Here is a 22,308-nt window from a genome sequence, read left to right as displayed (position 1 = left end):
GTCAGAAGCTCCAATTGCGGTATTCGCGGATAATGTCCTGCACACTGAAGGGCATGGTGTTGACGCCCATGCCCACCACGGACGCCTCGCGGTTCTCATACCAATGGGCGGCAAGCTGGCAGACGGCCTCAATGAGCGAAGGCGGGATAGGGTCTTGCCCCTCCCCGCCATAGGCTGCTTCAATCTTGAAGCCGAGACCGCGTTCAATATGGTCTTGGGCCGCCGCCAGTTTGCGACCTAGAAATGCATCGTCCGATCCATCTTCCGCGACGATGTTCAATTGCTCTTTGATTTGCGCAACGGTGACAATCATGATGCCTCTCGCAGAATGTTGGATTGAAGCTTGAGGGAGAAGGACCAGCTCATCACATTGGCGGCCTCATCAAAGACGTGATCCGCCCCCAGCACCAAGGCGACGAAACGCAGAACAGAACCATCCGCAGCCGTGAGCCTGAAGGTGACTGGATGAACGATGCCTTCCGCCGCAAGCATTGCCATCTGCCCGGCATCACCGGCCACCATGGCCGCGACCACTTGCATGGTTTTGGCCGGTCGCGCCGACTTCAACACAGTCGGCATTTGCGGGTTGTCGGGATCGTCCGCGTCAGGGCTCGCCGTTTCTTCCGTCTGCCATTCACCGGAAATGCGGCCAAGGCTGCTCACACCCTCAACCGGCACCCAGACTTCAGAACTGAAATCCACAGCGGAAACCTGCCGCGCAGCCCAGTTTGCGCGGAGGTCTCCAATATCGAAGGTTGAGCCAGCAGCCGTGAAGAACATCGATTATGCTTCCGACCGTGCGATGCGAACAATATTGCTGTTAACGCCGAGGCTGATATTCAGCTTCATCACGTTGTTGGCCTGGTCGAACTGTTCCGACTGGCTCATGACCTTGGCAATGAAGTAGCGTTCCGAAGGTGTGCCACCCTCATGGGCATCATTCAGGATCAATCGAAACTCGTAATCGTGAATGGTTTTCTCGGCGGCAATGGCTGCCTGTTGCCCGGCGTCGTCACCGTCCAGGCCGCACACCACTTCCATCTTTCCGGCAGAACGCGGGCCTTTGAGGGTACGGGTGCGGGCGGTTTTCATGCCGGTGAAGTTCACATCTTCACTGGTATCGCCAACCGAGCCAAGCCCTTCGATTTCATCGATTTCAATCCAGGTGACAGCATTGGCGACGGAGAAGTCGGCCCGAACAAAATCCTCGGACTTCTGTTCCTTCACCACACCGATGAACAGCCGCGAACCCGCTGAAGCGTAAATTGTCATTTCGATTTTCCTTGATCGTTGCGGCGCTCTTCCGCTGCATCGAGCGCATTGCAGCGCTGACAGCCGGGACGCCAGTTTGATTTATCCATGCGCAGTTCGGGGCGGGCGCGAATGCTCTTGATGTGCCTGACCACCGTTGCTTTCGCGCCGCACTGGCAAAACTGGTTATGCGGAAGGCTCAAGAATTCCTTCGCCCCGCTTTCCCATTCGCGGTCATATCCACGCTGTCTTGCGGTTGGGCGCTTCTCGTCAAAGCGGGCTTTGCGCTCCCTCGCCATGCGCGCTACGGCAGCGCAAGGTTCGGCTTTCGAATGAGCCTTGCCGCAATAACCACAAACCGAGGGAGCACGAACCGGCATGATCAGGCCACCGGACGATCAGCGGCATTGCCGAGAATGAACAGAGCCGACGTTGTGACGCTCGTTCCGCCGTTGAAGGTCATCACCGCACGCAGGTAGCGCTTGAAGCCGCGATAGCCCACCTTGGCCGTGGTGCCGGTCGCAAGGCTGCCAGCGATTGCGCCTTGCAGATGTTCGGCGTCAACATCGGTAAAATCAGCGGCGACCGTGGTGTCGCTTTCCTGAAGCTTTACCGACATGTCGCCAGCGCCGGTAACGGCACCCGTAGCAACGACCAGCGCCACGCTATCGAAGCCCAGTAGGTCAACCGCCGCACCATCGATACTTGCCGAGCGCGTGGCAGGTGGTACGGCAATGACGGTTTTGATGTTATGCACAATGTCTCGCATATCTTTCACCTTAGAAACTGAGGGGTTGAGGCCGCTTAGGAAGAAGCGGCCATTTTGAGCTTGCGCAGCGCCTCGGTCAGAACCGGGCCGCCACCGACGCGACGGCGGGCATGGAACCGGACAAGGCCCTTGGTGGCTTGGGTGAAGGGATCACGCAAAATCGACATTCCCACCCGGTCATAGATCCGGTAGGCCTTGGAGAAATCGCCATACATCAGGGGGAAAGCATTTGCGGCGATATCCGGCATGGTCGGATCTTCAATCACCGGACGGCCCAACAGGGTCGAAGGCTGGCCAGCCTGATAGGATGGCTGCCAGAGGTAGTTGCCGTTCCCGTCCTTCATGGTGCGGATAACGCCCAGCGTTGTGCCATTCATCAGCCAGGAGCCGTTGTTGCGATATTGCGCAGGCATCGCATACATGAGCGCAATCAACTTATCGCCACTGACATTGGCGGCGTTGCCGTTGATGATTTCGGCAATGCCGGAGGCATTCTGGAGACCGAGCGGCTTCTTCACACCGTTGCCATTTGAGAATGCAGACGCTTCCTTGACGGCGAATTCTTCCGAAAGATCGGTGGCAACTTCGCTTTCAACGTTGATGGCACTGTCCTCAAGAAGGCGCTGCGATACGTCGATGTAGCAGGCGATTTCATGAACAGGGATTTCGAGCTGCCCATAGGACATCGTGGTTTCTTCGCGCTCTTCATCCTCGCCAACCCATGACGCTGTGGGACGGCCCGTGCGCTTGGGCAGGATCACGGAACCGGCCCCGGTCGAACCAACCCGGACGGCCTGGCGGATCGGAGACAGCTCGACAATGCCCTTGATCACTTCCGCCTGGAACTCGGCAGGGGCGAGATAGCCACCCTTGGTGTCGTCACCCACCACCAGCGCCCGCACCTCTTCGGCTTCCATGGCCTCACGGCCCCGGCGCAAGAAATTGGTGAAGGCGCGGCGCTCAAGGGTCACTTCACCCGTGGTCTGGATTGCGCCCACGCCCCCCGGACGGTTCATGCGGGTTTCGAGGTCCGTGATCTGGGTGCGCATTTCGTCAAGGCTGGTGGTGAACGCAGTGCGCATTTCATCGACGGCGCGGGTCGCCAGTTCCATCGGATCGTCGTTCGGCTCTTCACGGGTTTCGAACGGCGCTGTGCGGGTTACGAAACGCTCTCCAAGCGTATCGGTCGCAACGACTGTTCCGATGTTCGCATCGAGCACAGACAGTGCCATAGCAGGCTTTTTGGTCATGTTACTTTCCTTTTGAAATGAGAGCGCATCGTGCCTTCCGGCAAGCGTCAACGAAGGCCGCCACGCTCTCGACAGAGCGGCCAGAACTGCGAACAGACGTGATCCGGGCGCGGCCAGCCGATGGCATGCCCACGATGGAAACTTCGGCCAGATCAAGATTGGTGAGAATGCGGGTTCCCGCCTGGCGCGTTTCGCCCCCAGGCGGAACGCGGAAGCCGATGGACAGGCCGTTGACCGCGCCGGACTTCACCCGCTCATAGGCTTCCCGCCCGCTGGTGATCTCGGTCAGGAACCGGCCTTGAACAAACAGGCCCTTGTCATCTTCGCGGACTTCCGTCCAAACTCCGATGATCTCGGAAGGGTTATGGCTCCACAACATCAATGGCCGTGTGCCTTCAAGACTGTGGTGATCGAGGGAGCGCTTGAAAGCGCCGCGCCGGTAAAGCTCGTTATGCCGGTTTTTTTCGGCCCAGATCACAGCGTAGCCGGAAAATTCGCCGCTATCTGAGGGCGCAAACCGGACAGCAATATCCGCAAACTCCAGGCGGGCCATCACGCCACCTCGCTGTTGAGGCTTATCGGGAAGTTCGCACGGTCCCCAGCGAAGGCGTCAACCTGCTGTTGCAACCATGCGATGCGCAAAAGTTTAATGATGGCGACTTGGCCGAATGTCGCATCAAGGCCGAATGAGGCCGCGACATCCCAGTTGAGGACACACCGCGCCAGGCAATAGACCCGCGCCTTTTCGCGTTCCTCAAATGAGACTTTGCCATCTAAGTCGGCAGCGTCGGAAAGCCGGTCCATCATCTCGACACGCGCCTTGCGCTGCACGTCGCTATCAGGACCGGCAATCAGCAGGCGAAGGCCCACGGGCTTTTCCTGCCAAGGGTCGCGCACTTCCAACCATCGGCCCCGGTCCTGGTCGGCTAGGTTCGAATGAATATCGTCAAGCGTCATCAACCGGTGGCTCCTTTTCGTCGTCAAGAACCGGCCCGCCATTGTGTCCGAGACCGGGTGTGCTGGGATTGATATGTGGATTTCCGTACTCGTCGCCGCCCTTGTAGGGGCCGAGGTCAAGCCATTGGCGGGCCTCGTTCGGGTTCAAAACCTTGGCGCTGATCAGGCTGGAAATGGCCGTTGCGCGGGCCGTGAGATCGGCACGGGTGAGGTCGTCGCGGTCAAGCAGAATGCGATAGCGCTTGCGATCTTCACGCGACAACAGCGACCGACCAAGCGCCGCCTCGATAGCGCGAAGCCACGGCTCCAGAGTGTAAGTCAGGAACTCGCGGCCCATCTGTTCGGAATTGCTCCACGTCGCACGGTCCAGCTCGTAGAGCATGGACGGCGGGATGCGGAAGGCCCGGCAAATCTCGATGATCTGGAACTTGCGCAGCTCGATAAACTGACTGTCTACCGAGTTGAGCGTCATCGGATTGAAGGTCGCACCGTCGAAAAGCAGCGCCGTCCGACCGGCATTCTGTGGACCTTCATGCGCAAGACGCCACGCCTTCAGCATGTTCTTGACGCCTTCGTCGCCAAGCGATTTGGGGGTTTGGATCACACCGCCTGGACGCGCACCATTCTTGAATAGTTGCGAAGCATGGGTTTCCATGGTCTTCGCCGCGCCGATGGCTTCCGCCGCAAGGGTCAAGGGCGACCGGTCGAACGGCCCGCGCACATGCACGATGTTTCGGGCCGATACGACGACGCCACTCAGGCGGTAAGTCGGCTCCCCGGTAAACGGATCGAGCTGCACGGAAATCGCCGCTGGCTGATAGCGGATCACTTCGCGGATCTCGTCACCAACCCGGTTGACGTAAGCGAGGCCACCCCAATCACTGGTAAGCGCGCCCGCCACGAGATCGCGGATCAACTCGAAACCGGAGGTCCAGGGATTGGCATCGCCGCGCAACAGCAGGCCGACCGGATGGTTTTTATCCTCGGTCTCGGAGCCGCTTGCATCCCGCTCCATGATCCGCACTTCAAGCGTTGCCGCAGCTTCCGAGATCACCCGCACCGCACTGGCAACAGCGGGAACCCGAAGCGCTTCCGCGCCGGAGACAGCAACCGCCCCCGATGACATCCCAGACCAGAGCGCCGCCAAGGCTGCATCCGAAATAGACGTGTCGCGCGTTTCAAGTTTTTCAGATCGGAAAAAAGAAAATATCTTCATTCCGATTGTATGCCCGAATTTTTTTTATGCGTAAATTTGACAACTTAGGACAGGCGTGTTAGGCGTAAGTCTTTCCAAACAATAAGAAAAATCTCTTAATTGAGAAAATTATAGAGCGTATCTCCCCGCGCCGGTCCCCAGGATAGGTCGAAAGTTCTAGACCACCCCCCCCCGGCCCTCTCATCACCCCCAGCCCGAAGCGACGCATCTCGCATTTGCGATCCTCGTGGCCTTTGATTTTCCATCAACAGCCCTTGTCTCGCCCTCGCCAGTGGTTGTTGTCCGCAGCAGTGCCGCTCTCTCCCTCTCCAAAGCCCATGAAGCGCTTGCCACGCACACCATCGGTGCGGTTCATTCTTCCCTTATCTTCCTTCTTGTATTTGTTTTTATCTTGGTTCTTCGTGGGGTGGAAATCTTTGAACCCTATCTGTCTGGCCAGAGAAGGCCCGCACTTAAGCCAGGTCATCCACTCGCGTGACGTGATCCGCACAAGGTTGGTGAGGTTCTTCTGCCCTTTGCGCGGACGGCTTTCCACAGACAGATGACCAAGGGCGCGGGCTTCACGAATAGCGTTCTGCACGGTGGTACGGCTCACACCCGCAACGGCGGCGATACGGTCCACGGCAAGATCACACAGGCCGTGGTGCTTCACCTCGCCCGCAATAACCGCCAGTACAGCGCGGTGGCCTTCCGTGTAGTAATGACGGATAGTGTCAGGCATCCCGCTTGATCCGCCCAGCTTGCGCTTGCGGGCCATTGAGGCGGCACGATCCGGGGACCGTTGCCACTTGCGGCTAACGATCTGCTTCATACGACGAAGCTGCGGGCTAAGGACGTTGGCGCGGGGCGACGGCAGGCTTGCCGGTTGCGTTGGCATAGCGCCGGTCTCATATGCCAGAGCCAAGGCAGCATTTTGCGGCTTCCGCTCAGACACAATCCGAAGCAGAGCATTTGAAATAGGAATAGGGGAGGTCACTTGTTGCGCGCCTCCTCACCCTTCGGGCGGGAATTCATCGCCATTACAGCGCCCTCCCGTATTGGAGAGCATGGGCGCGTTTTGCTGCCTCGATAGCCTCAAGATTGCCGAGGCCAAACTTCTCTTTCAATGTTGGGATAATGCGAACGCCGCACTGGTCGCGGTTCTCGCTCAGCCACGCTGAAATCTCAGCAAGAAGCTCTTCGTTTATCCGATTTCCAGTTGGAAATTCTACGGTAACGCATTGATCTTTCATCTTGCGTTTTCTCCAAAGTTGGAGAAAATGCGCTGGTATTACAATAATAAATCGGGGACTCTGACTCCGTTAATCTTGGTTCGAATCCAGGTTCCCCAGCCAATTTATTTTTTTCAACACAATCAAACATTTAGATAAAGCCAGAAAAGAACAACCGGAACACATTTCCGGGCCATTCTTGCGGATCAGCATTCGATATTCTTTCCCTTGCGAATTCCTTATAATCTGCGCAACTTGGAAATGGGAACGCTCCGGAGGTGCGCATGGACTTCATTTCGTGGCTACTTGCGCTAATCGGCATTGGCAGCGATCGGGCGATGCGCCGAAGCGATAAACGCGCCGAGGTATCTCGATTGAACGCCGAGGTCGCCGGTGAAGTGGGTAGAGCGCTTGATATTCTCGCAATGGCTACACCGCGCCTTAAACGTCTGGCGTCACAGATCGCAAACGAACACCCTGAAATACATCTTAGCATCGTGAAATTTTTGGATGAGCAGCAAGCGATTGCTGTGACTATGCTCAAGACAACCGAAGACAATAAAACGAAAATTGCTACAGCGAGTGGCTTTCCCGATTGGGACAAAGCAGTTCGCGATTTTCAGGAATGGCGCATCACTGCGTCACGCATACCCCCGTGGATACAAGGAATTGTAGACAGGTGGGACGCGGTCTTTCTTGAGAACGGGATACGGTAGCACCGGCGATTGGTCGTTAAAGGTAGGCTCATGACGGAAGAAAAGTCAGCAAAACGCAGAATAGACCGCATTCGAGAGGGTGGCGGAATGCTGATGGTTGGCGACGAGAGCGACGGCGCAGTAGTGTCCGCTGAGGGGATAGGTCACCGACTCTTTGCGATTAAAGAAGAGGCAATTTACGTTATCGCGCTTGCTGACCAGATCGATCCAGGTCGCACGAGAGAAGATATACCAAACACTGTGCAGAAAATCGCTGACGTTGGTGCGAAATCTGAGGTAGTTCAGAAGACGCTTCTGACAGGTCTAGAACTATTCAAGAAGGAACGGCTCATCGACTCGGTGTCACATGAGTCTGCCCTCTTGTCGGTCATCGACATTATGAATGACCTTGTTGCAGCTGATAGCGTGGCCGGAGAGATCAAGCGCGTGCTGCTGCACCACCGTGAAACGACAATTCAGCCGAAACAGGGAGCGCTTGCTCTTCCATCCTATCCAAGACTTCGCGCTGAGACAAAGACCTTTATCCAAAAGATGGACCACGCAATGCAAGGCGTATTCAATCTTTGTTGTATTTTTTACGTTGAGGAAACATTGAGGAAATCTGGCAAGTGGTTTGACGGTTTACATAAACATCTCATCAAGACCTTCCCAGAGGATGACGAATTCATTAGTTTTGTGGAAGGTCTAACTTACTTCGGAAAACTTGTGAGAAATGTCCGGCACTGTATTGAGCATCCCAAGACGGACAGACAGATAATTGTGAACGACTATCGCCTTACCGCAAACAAAGAGCTTCGAGAGCCTGAAATCGGTGTGCTTCATGAAGCCACGCCAATCGAAATAGTTGGAGCCAATGAGTTTTTTCGTTACTTTATAGAGAACGCATTGGCTTGGTGTGAAAATTTGATGGCATTCCTCGCTGGTCGGCACATGGCCGAGTTAGGTGGCTTTGAGATCGTGGTAGATGAAATACCCGAAGCCCAACGGCACTATGCTGGCGTCCGCTTTGGATACCTGGTAAATGTTGGGGGAAATTTTTCGAGGCTAGGTTGAGACCTACGCTACGACTTTGCATAAATGCGTTGCCATCGCCGTGATGGTATCTGGTTGCATCCTACACGAAGCCTCTGAACCGCGCCGGGTTTGCCGGAGGCCATTTTGTTTAAGTTATGCGGCCATGGCTGCTTCGTCCAGCATGGCGTAATATCGCTCTTCGGCTTCGGCTGGCGGTATATTCCCGATCGGCTCGAGAAGTCGTCGGTGGTTGAACCAGTCGACCCATTCAAGAGTGGCGAATTCCACTGTCTCGAAGCTCCTCCATCCGCAACCTTAACCTCGGTCTGGTCGCTACGCTTCTTAAAATTACGATATCATTTATTAATTTTATTTTTTCGCTTGCCCGTCATCCCTCATGGTCTCTTTTTGAGTAATCAAGCGGGCGCTATGCTGTCCGCTCAGATAAATCCACAGCCAGCTCCAGGCGACAGCAAGTCTTGAGCGCGTGCCGATGAGAAAATAGATATGCGCGAGCCCCCATATCCACCATGCGAGACTACCCGTTAGCTTTACCTTACCAAAGTCAACGATGGCCGCGCTCTGGCCGATGGTGGCAAGACTCCCTTGATGCCGGTAATGGAACGGCGCGGGAGCGGGTTTGCCTTTCAGTCTTGCCTTGATCACTTTGGCGACATAGGCGCCCTGTTGTTTGGCGGCAGGCGCAATACCCGGTACAGGCGTGTTATTGCCTTGGATGACCGACGCCGTGTCTCCGATCACGAAGACATCAGGCATTCCCGGGGAGGTCAGATCTTTTTCAACAACGACGCGGCCCGCCCTATCGGCGGGAACACTGAGCCAACGCGCCGCAGCCGATGCCTGAACGCCAGCCGCCCAGACAATCGTCCGGCTTGGAGTGAACTGTTCACCGATCTGTACGCCCTCGCTTGAGCACTGTGTAACAGGCTGCCCGAGACGAACCTCAACGCCGAGTTTTTCCAACACGCCTTGTGCATAGGCAGACAGTTCCGGTGCAAAGCTTGGCAGCACACGTTGGCCCGCCTCGACCAGGATCACCTTTGTCCTGCGAGTATCAATGGCGCGAAATTCCTTGGGGAGGGTCTTGTGCGCCAGCTCGGCGATAATACCGGCAAGTTCAACGCCTGTTGGGCCGGCCCCAACAATGGTAAATGTCAGAAGCGCCTCACGCATCGCCGGGTCAGAGGTGGTTTCTGCCTGCTCGAAGGCAAGAAGGAGGCGGCGGCGAATTGTCGTGGCATCCTCCAGCGTCTTGAGACCTGGAGCCACAGGCTCCCATTCATCGCGTCCGAAATAGGCATGGGTCGCTCCGGTGGCCAGAACAAGCGTGTCGTAGGATATGGATGCCCCACTGCGTAACATGACCTGCTTTGCAGCGACATCGACGCCACCGACTTCACCCAGCAATGTCGAAACCTCCTGCCGGTCGCTATAGAGATGACGAATGGGCCAGGCGATTTCCGACGTGGACAGAATGGTTGTTGCAACCTGATAGAGAAGAGGTTGGAAAAGGTGATGGTTTCGCCGATCAATCAGCGTTATCCGTGCTCCGCTGCCTTTGAGATCATGGACCAGCTGAAGCCCGCCAAAGCCGCCACCAACAACCACGACGTGATGATCACTCATGATCGATCTTTCTCTTTTTATACCGGGTGAAATTCAGCTCAATGTAAACGCAGACCATGAGCAGAAAATTACAGTTGAAATTCTCGCCTGTGATCTCGCACGCAACTCATCACCTTTGCGCTGATGCTACAGTATTGTGCACTTCATAAAACACACAATACTGCATGCGAGGACATATATTTTTGCCAGGATCCGCCGAATGCACGCCAAGGCGCGCATTCATTCTCGCGTAAGGCCAGAATTTACAGAGCCATGTCCGGCACACGTTTGATGTCTGCCGCCGGTGCGCTGACGCCAGGCTTTGTGATTGCGGACATGTCGATTGCCGGTGGTGCGAGCGTCAGTTGAAGGCGCTCTGCCGTCGCTGCCCATTCCTTGGCCAGCATCTCGGGATTCTCATTGAGGTTGACGCCATAGCTTGGCACCATGGTGCGCACCTTCTCCTGCCATTCCGGTGTCGCCAATTTCTCGGCAAACACTTTCTGGATCAGATCCAGCATAATCGGTGCAGCCGTCGACGCGCCCGGCGAAGCGCCGAGCAGAGCGGCAATGCTGCCATCCTTGGCCGCCACAATTTCTGTTCCGAGCTTGAGAATGCCGCCCTTTTTGGCGTCTCTTTTGATGATCTGAACGCGCTGGCCTGCCTGCCAAAGGCGCCAATCCTCGGCCTTGGCATTGGGAAAATAGGCGCGCAGAGCCTCTAGCCGATCTGCGTCTGACAGCAAAAGCTGTCCGGCCAGATATTCGACCAGATCAAACTCATCATAGCCAACTTTCAGCATCGGCCAGATGTTTTCGAGCGTGATTGTCGCAGGCAGATCGAACAGCGATCCTTCCTTCAGGAATTTTGTCGAGAAGGTTGCGAAAGGGCCAAACAACAGGTGGCGCTTGCCTTCAAACACGCGGGTGTCGAGATGCGGAACCGACATCGGAGGCGCACCGGTGGAGGCCTGACCATAGGCCTTGGCAAAATGCTGGTTTGCGATCTCTGGCTTGTCACAGACCAGGAAAGAACCGCCGACGGGGAAGCCCGCGTAATCATCGCCTTCAGGAATGCCGGCCATCTGCAGAAGGTGCAACGCACCACCGCCCGCACCGATGAATACGAACTTCGCTTTGACCGTGCTTGACGATCCATCCTTGCGATTGGAGGTGCTGACGTTCCACGATCCGTCGCTGTTCTTTTCGATAGCCTCCACTTCGCTGGAGGTGTGCAGCGTAAAGTTTGGATGGCTTTTCAGATGCGTGACGTACTGGCGGGTCACTTCGCCCCAATCGGCGTCGGTGCCAAGGGGGCTCCAGGTGGCGGCGAGCTTCTGGGCGCGGTCACGCCCGTCCATCATCAGCGGCACCCATTCGGCAATCTTGTCATGATCGGTCGAAAACTGCATGCCGGAAAACAGCGGGCTTGCTTTCAACGCATCAAACCGCTTGGCAAGAAACGCCGTGTTCTCATCGCCCCAGACGAAACTCATATGCGGTGTCGAGTTGAGGAACGAGCGCGGATTCTTCAACACGCCAACATCGACCTGATGGGCAAGGAACTGGCGGGTGATCTGGAAGGCCGAATTGATCTCAATCGCCTTTTCGATATGCACATTGCCTTTCGCATCCATCGGCGAATAATTCAGCTCGGCCAGTGCAGAATGCCCCGTGCCGGCATTGTTCCAGCCGTTGGAGCTTTCCATGGCCACGGTGTCGAGCCGCTCGAGCATTTCAATCGTCCAGTTCGGCTCAAGCTGGCTGAGCAAAACACCCAGCGTCGCACTCATAATGCCGCCGCCGATCAACAGGACATCCACGGTTTTTTCCGGCGCTTGCGCCCAGCTGGGCACAGAGGTCGCACCGAGAACGACAGCCCCGGTGGCCGCCGATCCCAAAAGCTGACGGCGGCTCAAAACCGGGCCTTGGACGCCTTCGGCAATGGATGGGTTGTCTTTACGATGAACGGGCATCTGGCACCTAATTGAGTTTAAGGGCGACTGCGATTGCCGTGGGCTTTGACGATCGCACCATATAGTCACAAGTCAGCACGCGACTTTCTGTCGCGCATGTGCTGGGGTTTGACGCAGTGAAATGACAAAAGCCATTAAATAGAAATTTAAGAACGGCCATCCCGCCCCGGACGGCAAGCCTGGTTATGTGCATCCGCGCGTTGAATCACACACCGCACAATTGCGCTATTTTTTGAAAAACCGTAGGAGTGAAACAGCAAACCGGTATTTGAAACGCGCGTGTGCTCTGGCAATAATGGATGACCTGCAACATCTATGGAGGTACCGACGCATCAAGGAATAGGCCATGGCGAAAGTTATCCTTATTGAGGATGATGAAGATACGGCACAAGATATCTGCGCTGAGCTGAAAGATTACGGATACGCCGTTGATTGGGAATCCGATGGTGCCAGAGGCCTTGAACGCGCAAGGAATGGCGGGGCTGATATCCTGATCGTTGACCGTATGCTGCCTGGTATGGACGGCCTTGCTGTGATTGATACATTGCGGCGCGAACAGGTTCGCACGCCTGTGCTTGTCATCAGCGCCCTCAGTGCCGTCAACGACCGTGTGCGCGGCCTGCGGGCCGGTGGAGACGACTATCTCACCAAGCCCTTTGCGATCCTCGAACTTGTAGCCCGCGTGGAAGCCCTTCTTCGCCGCCCCGCTGACATGTCGGCAAAAGTGCTGCGGGTTGGACCGCTTGAGCTTGATCTTCTGGAGCGTAGCGCTTGCCGCGGCGAAAGGGAGATTGAGCTTCTTCCCCGTGAATTCAAGCTGCTCGAATATATGATGCGCCATTGCGAGCAGCTTCTGACGCGCGGAATGCTGTTTGAGGAAGTCTGGAAATATAAGTTCGTTCCCGACTCAAACCTCATCGATGTGCATATGGGTCGGCTCAGACGAAAAATTGATCATCCGGGAGATCATCCCATGATCGCCAATGTTCGTGGAGAAGGTTTTGTACTTCGCGCGCCCGATTGAATGGGTCCGGCAATCCCGTTTCCGCTATGTGGTGGCGCTGGTGGCGGCAATAACGGTCACCATGGTGCTGAGCTTTTGCTTTGCTTATTTTCAAACCACTGGCCGTGAGTTGATCAATCAACTGGATGAGCTGGTTTTGCAAGAAGCAAGCGTCATCACGCAAGGTGCTCTTCTGGGGCGGATGGATGCCTATGAGGAACGCGTGCGGCAAGACCCGCGACGGGTGAAGCCAACGGGTATTTTCACAGCCGATGGCCACCATGTGTCGGGAAATGTCCAGCAATTTCCAAAGGGCCTGGCGCTGGATATGCCGCCCAGACAGGTTTCCATTGTGCGCACCGACCAAACACCACCGCGTCAACAGCGGGCGCGCGCGGTTGCGCGACGCCTGCCAGATGGCAATATTCTGTTCGTTGGCTGGAGTACGGCCGATAATGAGCAGGCCGCATCCATGGTGGAAAGAGGGCTGCTGTTTGGCCTGGTTCCGGTGCTGACGTTTGGCCTGGCGGCAGCGGTGTTTTTCGGTTTGAACGCCCACAGGCGCGTCAACGAAATGCAAATCCGGATCGCACAGATTGTTGCGGGCGATTTGAAACAGCGCCTGCCCTACCGCAATGTGCAGGACCCGCTCGACAACCTTGCGCAAATCGTCAACGGCATGCTCGACGAAATGCAGACCTTCATCGAGGACCTCGCCGCCGTCGGTGACGATATAGCCCATGATTTGAGAACACCTCTGGCCAGAGTGCGCCTCGGCCTGGAAAGGGCTCGGCGCAATGCGACCTCTGTTGAGGACATGCAGATTGCCATGGATCGGGCGATTTCAGGAATTGACCACGCGATCTCCATTGTCACGGCCATTTTGCGTGTTCGAGAGATTGAACAAGCGCGCCGACTTCAGGCATTTGACAAAGTGGAACTCGCAGAGCTCTTGCTGGAAGTTGGCGACCTCTACGAGCCCATTGCCGAAGAGAAGCAGCTGACACTGGCAGTGAAGGCGGATGCCAACATTGTCGTTCACGGAGATCGGGATCTGATTTTCGAGGCCGTCGCCAATCTCGTTGATAACGCCATAAAATTCACGCCCGAAGGCGGCAGGATCGATGTTTGCCTTATCGTGGAAGACGAGCGTAAAGCGCTGCGTGTGAGTGACACCGGTCCAGGTGTGCCAGAGAGCGAGAGAAATCTCCTTATCCAGCGCTTTTACCGCTCAGACCGAAGCCGCCACACAAGAGGGTTGGGGTTGGGATTGACCTTGGTGGCGGCAATTACCAAATTGCATGGCTTCCGGTTCGATGTGCTGCCAACCAAGGGCTTCACGACGGAGATCACGTTTCCACAAAATGTACGCGACAAGGACGAATGACGTCGCCGTAACAGGCATGCGCCCGGGCGTCTCGAATGCAGCGCATTGTTGTGGCGGAAGGTAAACCCGATCACACGGATCGATACTGCTCGTCGGTCACCTGCTCCAGCCAGTCGACCACCTTTCCATCCAACTGCTCTTGAATGGCGATATGGGTCATGGCTGTGGTCGCGGAGGCACCGTGCCAATGCTTTTCGCCGGGTTCGAACCAGACGACGTCACCCGGATTGATGGTTTCGATCGGACCACCCTCGCGCTGCACGAGGCCAAGGCCGGCGGTGACGATCAGCGTCTGGCCGAGGGGATGCGTGTGCCAGGCGGTGCGTGCGCCGGGCTCGAATGTCACGCAGGCTGCGGCGGCGCGGCGGGCATTGTTGGGCGAAAACAACGGATCGATGCGGACCGTGCCGGAAAACCAGTCCGATGGACCTTTGGTGGAAGGCTGGGTGCCGTTTCTCTTGATGTCCATGGACATGAGCCTTTCGATTTGCCGCTATTGCAAAGTAAATGGTGTACGAACGTCAGTATAGCAATGATCATGTTGCGGCATGTTTAGGGACAATAGCTTTCAACCCACCCATCCCCTCACCCTTGCAATCCCCTTCCGTCTATGCTCCCTTCACGCCGACGCTGTGGAGGGCGTCGCAGGAGGAGTTACCATGACCATGCATCCTTTGCTGGCGCAGCCGGAGCGTTTTGTGACGCGCAATGAGGTTGTCGGGCTGATTGGCCGGTTGACGGACAATCTGATCAACATCACGGACACCACAGGCGAATTCCTGCTGCGGCTGGACGATGGGCGGGTGATCGACACCAAGGGCTGGGCCGGGTGGGAATGGACCCATGGTATCGGGCTTTACGGCCTGTTCAAATACTGGCAGCAGACCGGCGATGCCAAGGTGATGGCTGTTATCACCGACTGGTTTTCGGCGCGGCTTGCCGAGGGAACGCCGACCAAGAATATCAACACGGTCTGCCCGTTTCTGACGCTGGCCTGCCTCCATGAACATGCGCCCAACCCGGCCTTTGTGCCCTATCTGGAAACCTGGGCCGAGTGGGTGATGCACGAGATGCCGCGCACCCGCGAAGGCGGTTTGCAGCATATCGTCTATAACAGCGTCAACGACCAGCAGATGTGGGACGATACGTTGATGATGAGCGTCATGCCGCTCGCCAAGATCGGCCTGCTGTTGAACCGCCCGGACTATGTGGAGGAAGCGAAGTATCAGTTTCTGATCCACAGCCAATATCTCGCCGACCGCGCCTCTGGCCTGTGGTTTCATGGCTGGACCTTCGATGGCAATCACAATTTTGCCCGCGCACTCTGGGCGCGCGGCAATTCCTGGGTGACGATCGCCATTCCGGAATTCATCGATCTCCTGCAATTGCCGGAGGGAGACGCGCTGCGGCGTCATCTGCTCTCGACGCTAGACCGTCAGGCCGCAGCCCTTGCCAAATATCAGGACCCTTCCGGCCTCTGGCACACATTGGTCGATGACGAAGGCAGCTATCTGGAAGCCTCGGCCACCGCCGGTTTTGCCTATGGGCTGATGAAGGCGGTGCGCAAACGGTATATCAGCGCGGACTATCGGCCCGTGGCGGAACGGGCGGTGCGCGGCGTCATTGCCAATATCGACGCCAAGGGCGAATTGAACCAGGTGTCCTTCGGCACCGCCATGGGTTCGGATCTGGATTTCTATCGTAATATCAAGCTGACCTCGATGCCCTATGGGCAGGCGATGGCCATTCTCTGCCTCTCTGAATATCTGAGATCCTTTATTTGAAACCGGCAGTAGAGAAAGCCCGAAGCACCTCAATGGCAGGATAAAAATCCTGCCATTTCAGAAAGTTTTCATTTGCGCATTTCCCAGCGCTTTTGCATGGTCACGGCAGTAAATCCTTGACCGTGGGTCTTTTCATGTCTGTCGATGCAATTGTTCTTGGCGCCGGTATTATCGGCGTGTCCACCGCTGTTCAGCTGGCGCGGCGCGGCAAATCTGTGGTGCTGGTGGACAGGCGCGGCGCGGGCGAGGAAACCTCCTATGGCAATGCCGGGCTGATCCAGCGCGAAGGCGTCGTGCCCTATGGCTTTCCGCAGGAGCTGAACTTGATCCTGCGCTATGGTCTCAACAACCGGATCGATGCGCATTATCATCTCAAGGCCCTGCCGAAGCTGGCGGCCTTTCTCTCCTCCTATTGGTGGAATTCCAACCGGCCGCGCCATGAGGTCATCGCCAGGGCCTATGCGCCGCTGATCGAACACTCGATCACCGAACACAAAGAGCTGATCGAGGCATCGGGGGCCGAAGCGCTGATCCGCAAGGACGGCTGGGTCGAGGCGTTTCGCACCCAGGCCGTGCGCGACAAGGAAGTGGCGGAGGCCGAGCGGCTGGGGCGTGAATACGGCATTCAGTTTCAAACCATGACAGCTAATGATCTCGCCCGCGAAGAGCCGCATCTGAGCCAGGATTTCATCGGCGGGCTGAAATGGAATGACCCCTGGTCGGTGCTTGATCCGCATGGGCTGACCAAGGCCTATCTTGCCTATTTCGAAAGCCTTGGCGGACGCTTCGTGCATGGCGATGCCCTGAGCCTGAAACAGGTGGGCAGCGGTTGGCAGGTTACGAGCGAAGAGGGCGTGATTGAGGGAAAACAGGTTGTGGTGGCGCTCGGCCCCTGGTCGGATGAGGTGATGGCCAAGCTCGGCTACCGGTTCCTGCTCGGCGTCAAGCGCGGCTACCACATGCATTATGCCAGCACCGGCAATGCAGTGCTGAACAACTGGATGATGGACAAGGAGCGCGGCTATTTCCTGGCGCCGATGACCCAGGGCATCCGGCTGACGACCGGGGCGGAATTTGCCTTTCGCGATGCACCGAAAACCCCGGTGCAATTGGCGCGGGCCGAAAAAGTCGCCCGCACAGTGTTTCCACTGGCCGAACGCCTCGACGCTGAGCCCTGGATGGGCGCACGCCCTTGCACGCCAGACATGATGCCGGTGATCGGTCAAGCGCCGCGCCACAAAGGGCTGTGGCTGGCTTTTGGCCATGCCCATCACGGCCTGACACTGGGGCCGATCACAGGGCGCCTGCTGGCGGAGGCGATGAGCGGCGAAACGCCCTTCCTGGATATATCGGCCTTTCGCCCGGAGCGGTTTCGGGCTTGATACAGATCCCGAAAATGTGATCTGCGGACGCAATGGGCGTCACAGGAAATCGGCAAGCGAGCTTTACAGTCGGGTGCTTGAAACCAGTGACACGCTTAGGGATCATCATGACCAGCCGCCCACTTTCCTCCATCGCCCTTGGTCTCATTGGCTTGCTTGCCGCCAGCGCGATTGCCCATGCCGATCCCGATGCGCTGTGGAAGATCGTCCATGACAAATGTGTCGTCGCCACTGCGCCTTGCGTCCGCGTCAATACCGGCGAACATTATGCTCTGCTGAAGGACCAACGTGGCGTGGCGCAGCATCTGCTGATCCCGACCGACAAGATCACCGGCATCGAAAGCCCTGCCCTGCTGGATGACAAGACGCCGAATTTCTTTGCCGATGCCTGGAATGAACGGGCCGCCGTCAATGCCAAGCTGCCGCATCCCTTGGCGCGCGACGCGCTCAGCCTGGCGGTCAACGCGCAGGATGCTCGCTCACAGAATCAGCCGCATATCCATATCGATTGCCTCAGCCCGGATGCCCATGCGCTTTTGACCAAGATGGCCAATGAGATCGGCACCGACTGGGCACCCTTGCCGGCGGAGGTGGCCGGACACCATTTCATCGCCATGAAAGTCGAGGGTGATACGCTGGCTGGTTACAATCCGTTTCTGGCGCTGGCGAAGACCCTGCAAGACCCGTCAACGGAGATGGCAAGCCACAATCTGGTGGTGGTTGGCGCCAGTTTCGCCACTGGCCCAGGCTTCATCATTCTCACCGATGTCGCACCTGCCGCGACCATCGGGTTTTCCGGCGGTGAAGATGTGCAGGATCACAGCTGCCGGATCGATCCGGTCTGATCACCGCAAATCATTGTTATTCCAGCTCCGACAGCCCGACTGCTGCGGCATCAACAATGGCGTCGATGCTGCGATCAATATCAACTGTCACCACACAAGGCTCATCTTTCGGGCTTTCCAGTGTCGCAAGCTGGCTTTCCAGCAGGCTGACCGGCATGAAATGTCCGGTGCGTTCACCCATGCGGCGGGTCAGCAGCTCTTTCGAGCCTTCCAGATAAATGAACGCGGTGCGATTGCCAGTCGCCTCGCGCAACAGGTCGCGATAGCTTTTCTTCAACGACGAGCAGGACACGATAATGGTCTGGCCCTCCCGCAAGGCGGCGGCCATTTTATCGCCGATCGCTTGCAACCAGGGCCAACGGTCCTGGTCAGTCAGCGGTGAGCCCTTGGCCATTTTCGCGACATTGGCGGCGGGATGCAGGCTGTCTCCTTCCAGGAAAGGGACACCAAGCTTTTTCGCCAAGCCTTCGCCAATCGAACTTTTGCCGCAGCCGCTGACCCCCATGACGATGATCGCCCAAGGTCTGGTAGGAACGGTGTCGGCTGTCTGATGGGCGGTCATGCTGATTTCTCCCGGCGGATACGTCACTTACCTTCAAGTAGCGTATTGCCGCCATCGGTCAACCGCTTCATCCAAGCCTCTCCACAAACGAAAAACGCCCGGACCGGAGGCCAGGGCGCTGTCATATTCTTCTTGCAAAACAGGTTCAGGCAGCCGGTGCAGCCGCCAGACGGGGCAGATCCTCGATACCCAGCAGAAAGTTGATCTGCGGGCGAGCCTTGACCAGATCGTCAATGGAATATTCCGCCAGCACCGCGAAGAAAGCGTTGAGCGCCTTGCGCAGCGCCGAATTCAGGCCGCAGCTGTCGATCAACGGGCAATCGACCTCGCCATCGTCCTCGAAGCATTCAGCCATCGCAAAGCTGTCTTCCGTCACCTTGACCACGTCAAACAGGCTGATCTTTTCAGGCGCACGGCCCAGGCGCACGCCGCCATTGCGGCCACGCACGGTTTCCACCAGACCCGCCTTGTTGAGCGGCTGAAGGATTTTGAACAGGAAGAGTTCGGAGACGCCATAGGCCTTGGCAATTTCCGGGATACGGCTCAGGTGGTCCTTGTTCGCCGCGCAATACATCAGAATGCGTACCGCGTAATTGGTCTGCTTCGTCAAGCGCATGCGCCACTCCTTAAGCTGGTCCAGCGAATCATAGCCGCTCGGCGGCCCTTGGCAAAGCGCCAAATTTGTCCGTCCATATCGGCATATATAATGGACTTTGTACTTTTGAACAATTCCAAATTAACATTTTTTGAGTGTGTTTCTCCAGAAAAGATTTTCATGCATGAAGTGTCGATCCTGGCTTTTTATCACGAAAAAAGGCGGGCCGTTGGGGACCCGCCTTGGTGATAATTTTTGGTGCGACGTCTTACGTCATCACTTCATCGTCGGCATGACAAATTCAGCACCGTCTTTAATTCCTGAAGGCCAGCGGCTGGTGACGGTCTTGGTGCGGGTCCAGAATTTGATCGAGTCGGTGCCATGCTGGTTGAGGTCGCCGAAGGAAGAAGCCTTCCAGCCGCCGAAGGAGTGATAGGCCAGCGGCACCGGAATCGGAACATTGATGCCGACCATGCCGATATTGATGCGGCTGGCGAAATCGCGCGCCGCATCGCCGTCGCGGGTGTAGATGGCAACGCCATTGCCATATTCATGCTTCATCGGCAGATCGAGGGCTTCCTCATAGTTCTTGGCGCGCACCACGGAGAGAACGGGGCCAAAAATCTCGGTCTTGTAGATGTCCATGTCGGTCGTGACGTTATCGAACAGGCAGCCGCCGATGAAATTGCCGTTTTCATAGCCCTGAAGCTTGAAATCACGGCCATCGACCACCAGCTTGGCCCCGGCTTCGACGCCGCTGTCAATCAGGCCCAGAATGCGTTCGCGGGCTTCCTTGGTGATGACAGGCCCCATATCGGCCTTGTCATCGGTATAAGGGCCAATGCGCAGGCTTTCAATCATCGGGGTGAGCTTGGCAATCAGCCGATCTGCGGTTTCTTCGCCAACCGGAACGGCAACCGAAATGGCCATGCAGCGCTCGCCAGCCGAACCATAGCCTGCGCCCATCAGAGCGTTTGCGGCCTGATCCAGATCGGCATCGGGCATGATGATCATGTGGTTCTTGGCACCGCCAAAGCACTGGGCGCGCTTGCCGTTTGCAGCAGCCGTGCCATAGACGTAGCGGGCAATTGGCGTGGAGCCAACGAAGGAAATCGCGCCAATATCAGGATGGCTCAGAAGGCCATCAACGGCGGCTTTGTCACCATTGACCACATTGAGAATGCCAGCAGGCAGGCCTGCTTCAATCATCAATTCGGCCAGACGCATCGGCACGGATGGATCACGCTCAGAAGGCTTCAAGATGAAGGCGTTGCCGCAAGCAATGGCAGGGGCAAACATCCACATGGGAATCATCGCCGGGAAATTGAACGGGGTAATGCCAGCGCCAATGCCCACGGCCTGACGGATGGAATACATATCAATGTTGGGGCCAGCGCCTTCGGTAAACTCGCTCTTCGACAGGTGCGGAATGCCGATAACGAATTCACAGACTTCCAGGCCACGGACGATATCGCCCTTGGCGTCTTCAATGGTCTTGCCATGCTCGCGCGATAGCATTTCGGCCAGCTCGTCCATATGGGTGTTGAGCAGTTCGACGAACTTCATGAACACGCGAGCGCGGCGCTGCGGATTGGTGGCAGCCCATTTCGGCTGGGCGGCCTTGGCGTTTTCCACCGCTGCATTCAGCTCGTCCGCGCTGGCCAGCGCGATTTCGCCCTGCACTTCACCCGTGGCAGGGTTGAAAATCGGCTGCTTGCGGCCAGAGGTTCCAGCCACGGCCTTACCGCCAATAAAATGCCCGATCTGATACATGGGTGATCCTCCTGAGTGTTTTTTGATAGGCCACTATCGCGCTTTAATTTGCACAACGCAACGCGATGATTTACGCATCCGTTGTGCATAAATGGATGTTACTATGAATTGGGATGACGTTCGCATTTTTCTGGCCATTGCCCGCACCGGACAAATTCTGGCCGCCTCAAAACGGTTGGGGCTGAACCACGCCACGCTCTCACGCCGCTTGACGGCGCTGGAAGATGCGCTGAAAACACGGCTGTTCATTCGCCGCACCAATGGCTGCGAACTGACCGCTGAAGGCGAGACGTTCCTCACCTCCGCCGAGCGGATGGAAACCGAAATGCTGGAAGCCCAAGCCCGCCTTGGCCGCACCGATGCCAAGGTGGCAGGCACGGTGCGCATTGGCGCGCCCGATGGGTTTGGCGTGTTTTTTCTGGCCTCCAAGCTGGGGGATTTGATTGAGCGGCACCCGGAATTGAAAATCCAGCTGGTGCCGGTGCCACGCTCGTTTTCGCTGTCACAACGCGAGGCCGATATTGCCGTGACGCTGGAGCGGCCCGATCAGGGCCGCCTCGTCTCGGCGCATCTGACCGATTACAGCTTGGCGCTTTACGCCTCCCGCCAGTATATTGAGCGCCACGGGTTGCCGGAGACGGTGGAGGCCCTCAAGGATCATCACCGCATTGGCTATGTGGAAGATCTGATCTTCACGCCATCGCTGAATTTTACCGGCGAAATCATGCGCAACTGGAACGCCAGCTTTGAGATTTCCTCCGCCATCGGCCAGACGGAAGCGGTGCTGGCAGGGGCTGGCGTTGGTATTTTGCACAGCTACATCGCGCGACAGCATCACGATCTGGTCCGCATTCTGCCCGACATCACCTTGCACCGCGCCTATTGGACCACCTATCATGAAAGCCTGCGCGATCTGGCCCGCATTCGCACCGTGGTGGATTACTTACGCGAGCGGGTCGATCAGGATCGCGGTATCTTTTTATAACCAGGA

The 22,308-nt window shown here is 56.9% G+C and carries 26 protein-coding genes and 1 pseudogene; 9 read left to right on the top strand and 18 right to left on the bottom strand.

Annotated features, from left to right (window positions below; genetic code table 11):
* Window position 1: 1 nt before the first annotated feature.
* The 11 genes from FS819_RS01910 to FS819_RS01860 all read right to left on the bottom strand — a co-directional run bounded on the left by FS819_RS01910 (window position 2) and on the right by FS819_RS01860 (window position 6,675).
* Complete coding sequence (locus FS819_RS01910; RefSeq protein ID WP_015915037.1) at window positions 2-313, bottom strand: head-tail connector protein; 312 nt, start codon at window positions 311-313, stop codon at window positions 2-4.
* Window positions 310-780 (bottom strand): hypothetical protein, encoded by a 471-nt coding sequence (locus FS819_RS01905; protein WP_156548568.1) that lies wholly within the window; start codon window positions 778-780, stop codon window positions 310-312. Before FS819_RS01905 ends, FS819_RS01910 begins: the two co-directional genes overlap by 4 nt.
* 3 nt (window positions 781-783) lie before the next feature.
* Window positions 784-1,272, bottom strand: a complete 489-nt coding sequence (locus FS819_RS01900) for a hypothetical protein (protein ID WP_156548570.1) — start codon at window positions 1,270-1,272, stop codon at window positions 784-786.
* A complete protein-coding gene (locus FS819_RS01895; protein WP_156548572.1) occupies window positions 1,269-1,631 on the bottom strand; it encodes an endonuclease in 363 nt (120 codons plus the stop codon). The genes FS819_RS01900 and FS819_RS01895 overlap by 4 nt, the downstream gene beginning before the upstream one ends.
* A 2-nt stretch (window positions 1,632-1,633) precedes the next feature.
* Window positions 1,634-2,020 (bottom strand): hypothetical protein, encoded by a 387-nt coding sequence (locus tag FS819_RS01890; RefSeq protein WP_156548573.1) that lies wholly within the window; start codon window positions 2,018-2,020, stop codon window positions 1,634-1,636.
* A gap of 35 nt (window positions 2,021-2,055) precedes the next feature.
* A complete protein-coding gene (locus tag FS819_RS01885; RefSeq protein WP_156548574.1) occupies window positions 2,056-3,270 on the bottom strand; it encodes a phage major capsid protein in 1,215 nt (404 codons plus the stop codon).
* A gap of 1 nt (window position 3,271) precedes the next feature.
* Window positions 3,272-3,823, bottom strand: a complete 552-nt coding sequence (locus FS819_RS01880; protein ID WP_015915031.1) for an HK97 family phage prohead protease — start codon at window positions 3,821-3,823, stop codon at window positions 3,272-3,274.
* Window positions 3,823-4,227, bottom strand: a complete 405-nt coding sequence (locus FS819_RS01875; protein WP_156548576.1) for a hypothetical protein — start codon at window positions 4,225-4,227, stop codon at window positions 3,823-3,825. The genes FS819_RS01880 and FS819_RS01875 overlap by 1 nt, the downstream gene beginning before the upstream one ends.
* Complete coding sequence (locus FS819_RS01870; protein ID WP_156548577.1) at window positions 4,217-5,443, bottom strand: phage portal protein; 1,227 nt, start codon at window positions 5,441-5,443, stop codon at window positions 4,217-4,219. The genes FS819_RS01875 and FS819_RS01870 overlap by 11 nt, the downstream gene beginning before the upstream one ends.
* A gap of 244 nt (window positions 5,444-5,687) precedes the next feature.
* The gene (locus FS819_RS01865; RefSeq protein WP_156548579.1) at window positions 5,688-6,254 is read right to left on the bottom strand and encodes a hypothetical protein; all 567 of its coding nucleotides are present in this window, start codon (window positions 6,252-6,254) and stop codon (window positions 5,688-5,690) included.
* Window positions 6,255-6,462: 208 nt separating this feature from the next.
* Window positions 6,463-6,675 carry a hypothetical protein gene (locus FS819_RS01860; RefSeq protein WP_156548580.1) on the bottom strand — a complete coding sequence of 71 codons (213 nt, stop codon included), beginning with the start codon at window positions 6,673-6,675 and terminating at the stop codon, window positions 6,463-6,465.
* A 263-nt stretch (window positions 6,676-6,938) separates the two neighbouring features.
* Here FS819_RS01860 and FS819_RS01855 point away from each other — a divergent pair, with 263 nt between their 5' ends.
* Window positions 6,939-7,370 (top strand): hypothetical protein, encoded by a 432-nt coding sequence (locus FS819_RS01855; protein WP_156548581.1) that lies wholly within the window; start codon window positions 6,939-6,941, stop codon window positions 7,368-7,370.
* A gap of 30 nt (window positions 7,371-7,400) precedes the next feature.
* Window positions 7,401-8,423 (top strand): hypothetical protein, encoded by a 1,023-nt coding sequence (locus FS819_RS01850; RefSeq protein WP_156548582.1) that lies wholly within the window; start codon window positions 7,401-7,403, stop codon window positions 8,421-8,423.
* Between the two features lie 114 nt (window positions 8,424-8,537).
* Here FS819_RS01850 and FS819_RS01845 read toward each other — a convergent pair.
* Together FS819_RS01845 and FS819_RS01840 are read right to left on the bottom strand one after the other, a co-directional pair.
* Window positions 8,538-8,690: pseudogene (locus FS819_RS01845) on the bottom strand (IS3 family transposase); the annotation flags it as partial.
* Window positions 8,691-8,753: 63 nt separating this feature from the next.
* Window positions 8,754-10,031: an NAD(P)/FAD-dependent oxidoreductase gene (locus FS819_RS01840; RefSeq protein WP_156548583.1), complete on the bottom strand. Its 1,278-nt coding sequence runs from the start codon at window positions 10,029-10,031 to the stop codon at window positions 8,754-8,756.
* On the opposite strand from FS819_RS01840, the gene FS819_RS01835 reads away from it, so the two are divergent.
* A complete protein-coding gene (locus tag FS819_RS01835) occupies window positions 10,030-10,155 on the top strand; it encodes a hypothetical protein (protein WP_267967321.1) in 126 nt (41 codons plus the stop codon). The two genes, FS819_RS01840 and FS819_RS01835, sit on opposite strands and share 2 nt — an antisense overlap.
* Window positions 10,156-10,273: 118 nt before the next feature.
* Here FS819_RS01835 and mqo read toward each other — a convergent pair whose 3' ends face one another.
* Window positions 10,274-11,986: a malate dehydrogenase (quinone) gene (mqo, locus tag FS819_RS01830; RefSeq protein ID WP_156548584.1), complete on the bottom strand. Its 1,713-nt coding sequence runs from the start codon at window positions 11,984-11,986 to the stop codon at window positions 10,274-10,276.
* A 346-nt stretch (window positions 11,987-12,332) separates the two neighbouring features.
* Between mqo and FS819_RS01825 the strand changes: the two genes are divergently transcribed.
* On the top strand, window positions 12,333-13,010 hold the full coding sequence (locus tag FS819_RS01825; protein ID WP_070166380.1) for a response regulator transcription factor: 678 nt from the start codon (window positions 12,333-12,335) through the stop codon (window positions 13,008-13,010).
* Complete coding sequence (locus FS819_RS01820) at window positions 12,988-14,376, top strand: sensor histidine kinase (RefSeq protein WP_234624766.1); 1,389 nt, start codon at window positions 12,988-12,990, stop codon at window positions 14,374-14,376. The genes FS819_RS01825 and FS819_RS01820 overlap by 23 nt, the downstream gene beginning before the upstream one ends.
* A 70-nt stretch (window positions 14,377-14,446) precedes the next feature.
* Here FS819_RS01820 and FS819_RS01815 read toward each other — a convergent pair whose 3' ends face one another.
* Window positions 14,447-14,845 (bottom strand): (R)-mandelonitrile lyase, encoded by a 399-nt coding sequence (locus FS819_RS01815; protein ID WP_070166397.1) that lies wholly within the window; start codon window positions 14,843-14,845, stop codon window positions 14,447-14,449.
* 190 nt (window positions 14,846-15,035) lie between these two features.
* Here FS819_RS01815 and bglB point away from each other — a divergent pair, with 190 nt between their 5' ends.
* From bglB to FS819_RS01800, 3 genes are all read left to right on the top strand, one after another.
* Complete coding sequence (bglB, locus tag FS819_RS01810) at window positions 15,036-16,160, top strand: beta-galactosidase BglB (protein WP_234624765.1); 1,125 nt, start codon at window positions 15,036-15,038, stop codon at window positions 16,158-16,160.
* A gap of 134 nt (window positions 16,161-16,294) precedes the next feature.
* Window positions 16,295-17,542 (top strand): NAD(P)/FAD-dependent oxidoreductase, encoded by a 1,248-nt coding sequence (locus FS819_RS01805; RefSeq protein ID WP_156548585.1) that lies wholly within the window; start codon window positions 16,295-16,297, stop codon window positions 17,540-17,542.
* Between the two features lie 107 nt (window positions 17,543-17,649).
* Window positions 17,650-18,387, top strand: a complete 738-nt coding sequence (locus FS819_RS01800) for a CDP-diacylglycerol diphosphatase (RefSeq protein ID WP_156548586.1) — start codon at window positions 17,650-17,652, stop codon at window positions 18,385-18,387.
* A 16-nt stretch (window positions 18,388-18,403) separates the two neighbouring features.
* On the opposite strand, the gene FS819_RS01795 is transcribed toward FS819_RS01800, so the two are convergent.
* From FS819_RS01795 to FS819_RS01785, 3 genes are all read right to left on the bottom strand, one after another.
* Window positions 18,404-18,949 carry a gluconokinase gene (locus tag FS819_RS01795; protein ID WP_156548588.1) on the bottom strand — a complete coding sequence of 182 codons (546 nt, stop codon included), beginning with the start codon at window positions 18,947-18,949 and terminating at the stop codon, window positions 18,404-18,406.
* 145 nt (window positions 18,950-19,094) lie between these two features.
* Window positions 19,095-19,565, bottom strand: a complete 471-nt coding sequence (gene rirA, locus FS819_RS01790) for an iron-responsive transcriptional regulator RirA (RefSeq protein ID WP_015915017.1) — start codon at window positions 19,563-19,565, stop codon at window positions 19,095-19,097.
* Between the two features lie 255 nt (window positions 19,566-19,820).
* The gene (locus FS819_RS01785) at window positions 19,821-21,317 is read right to left on the bottom strand and encodes a CoA-acylating methylmalonate-semialdehyde dehydrogenase (RefSeq protein ID WP_156548589.1); all 1,497 of its coding nucleotides are present in this window, start codon (window positions 21,315-21,317) and stop codon (window positions 19,821-19,823) included.
* A gap of 103 nt (window positions 21,318-21,420) precedes the next feature.
* Here FS819_RS01785 and FS819_RS01780 point away from each other — a divergent pair, with 103 nt between their 5' ends.
* Window positions 21,421-22,302, top strand: a complete 882-nt coding sequence (locus FS819_RS01780; RefSeq protein ID WP_156531462.1) for a LysR family transcriptional regulator — start codon at window positions 21,421-21,423, stop codon at window positions 22,300-22,302.
* Window positions 22,303-22,308: the final 6 nt, after the last annotated feature.

Origin of the sequence: Allorhizobium sp. Av2 (assembly GCF_021462805.2) — a bacterium.
Taxonomy (GTDB): domain Bacteria; phylum Pseudomonadota; class Alphaproteobacteria; order Rhizobiales; family Rhizobiaceae; genus Allorhizobium; species Allorhizobium vitis_G.
Note: the sequence above shows the minus strand (reverse complement) of the source record. Positions and strands in the feature narration are given on the sequence as shown.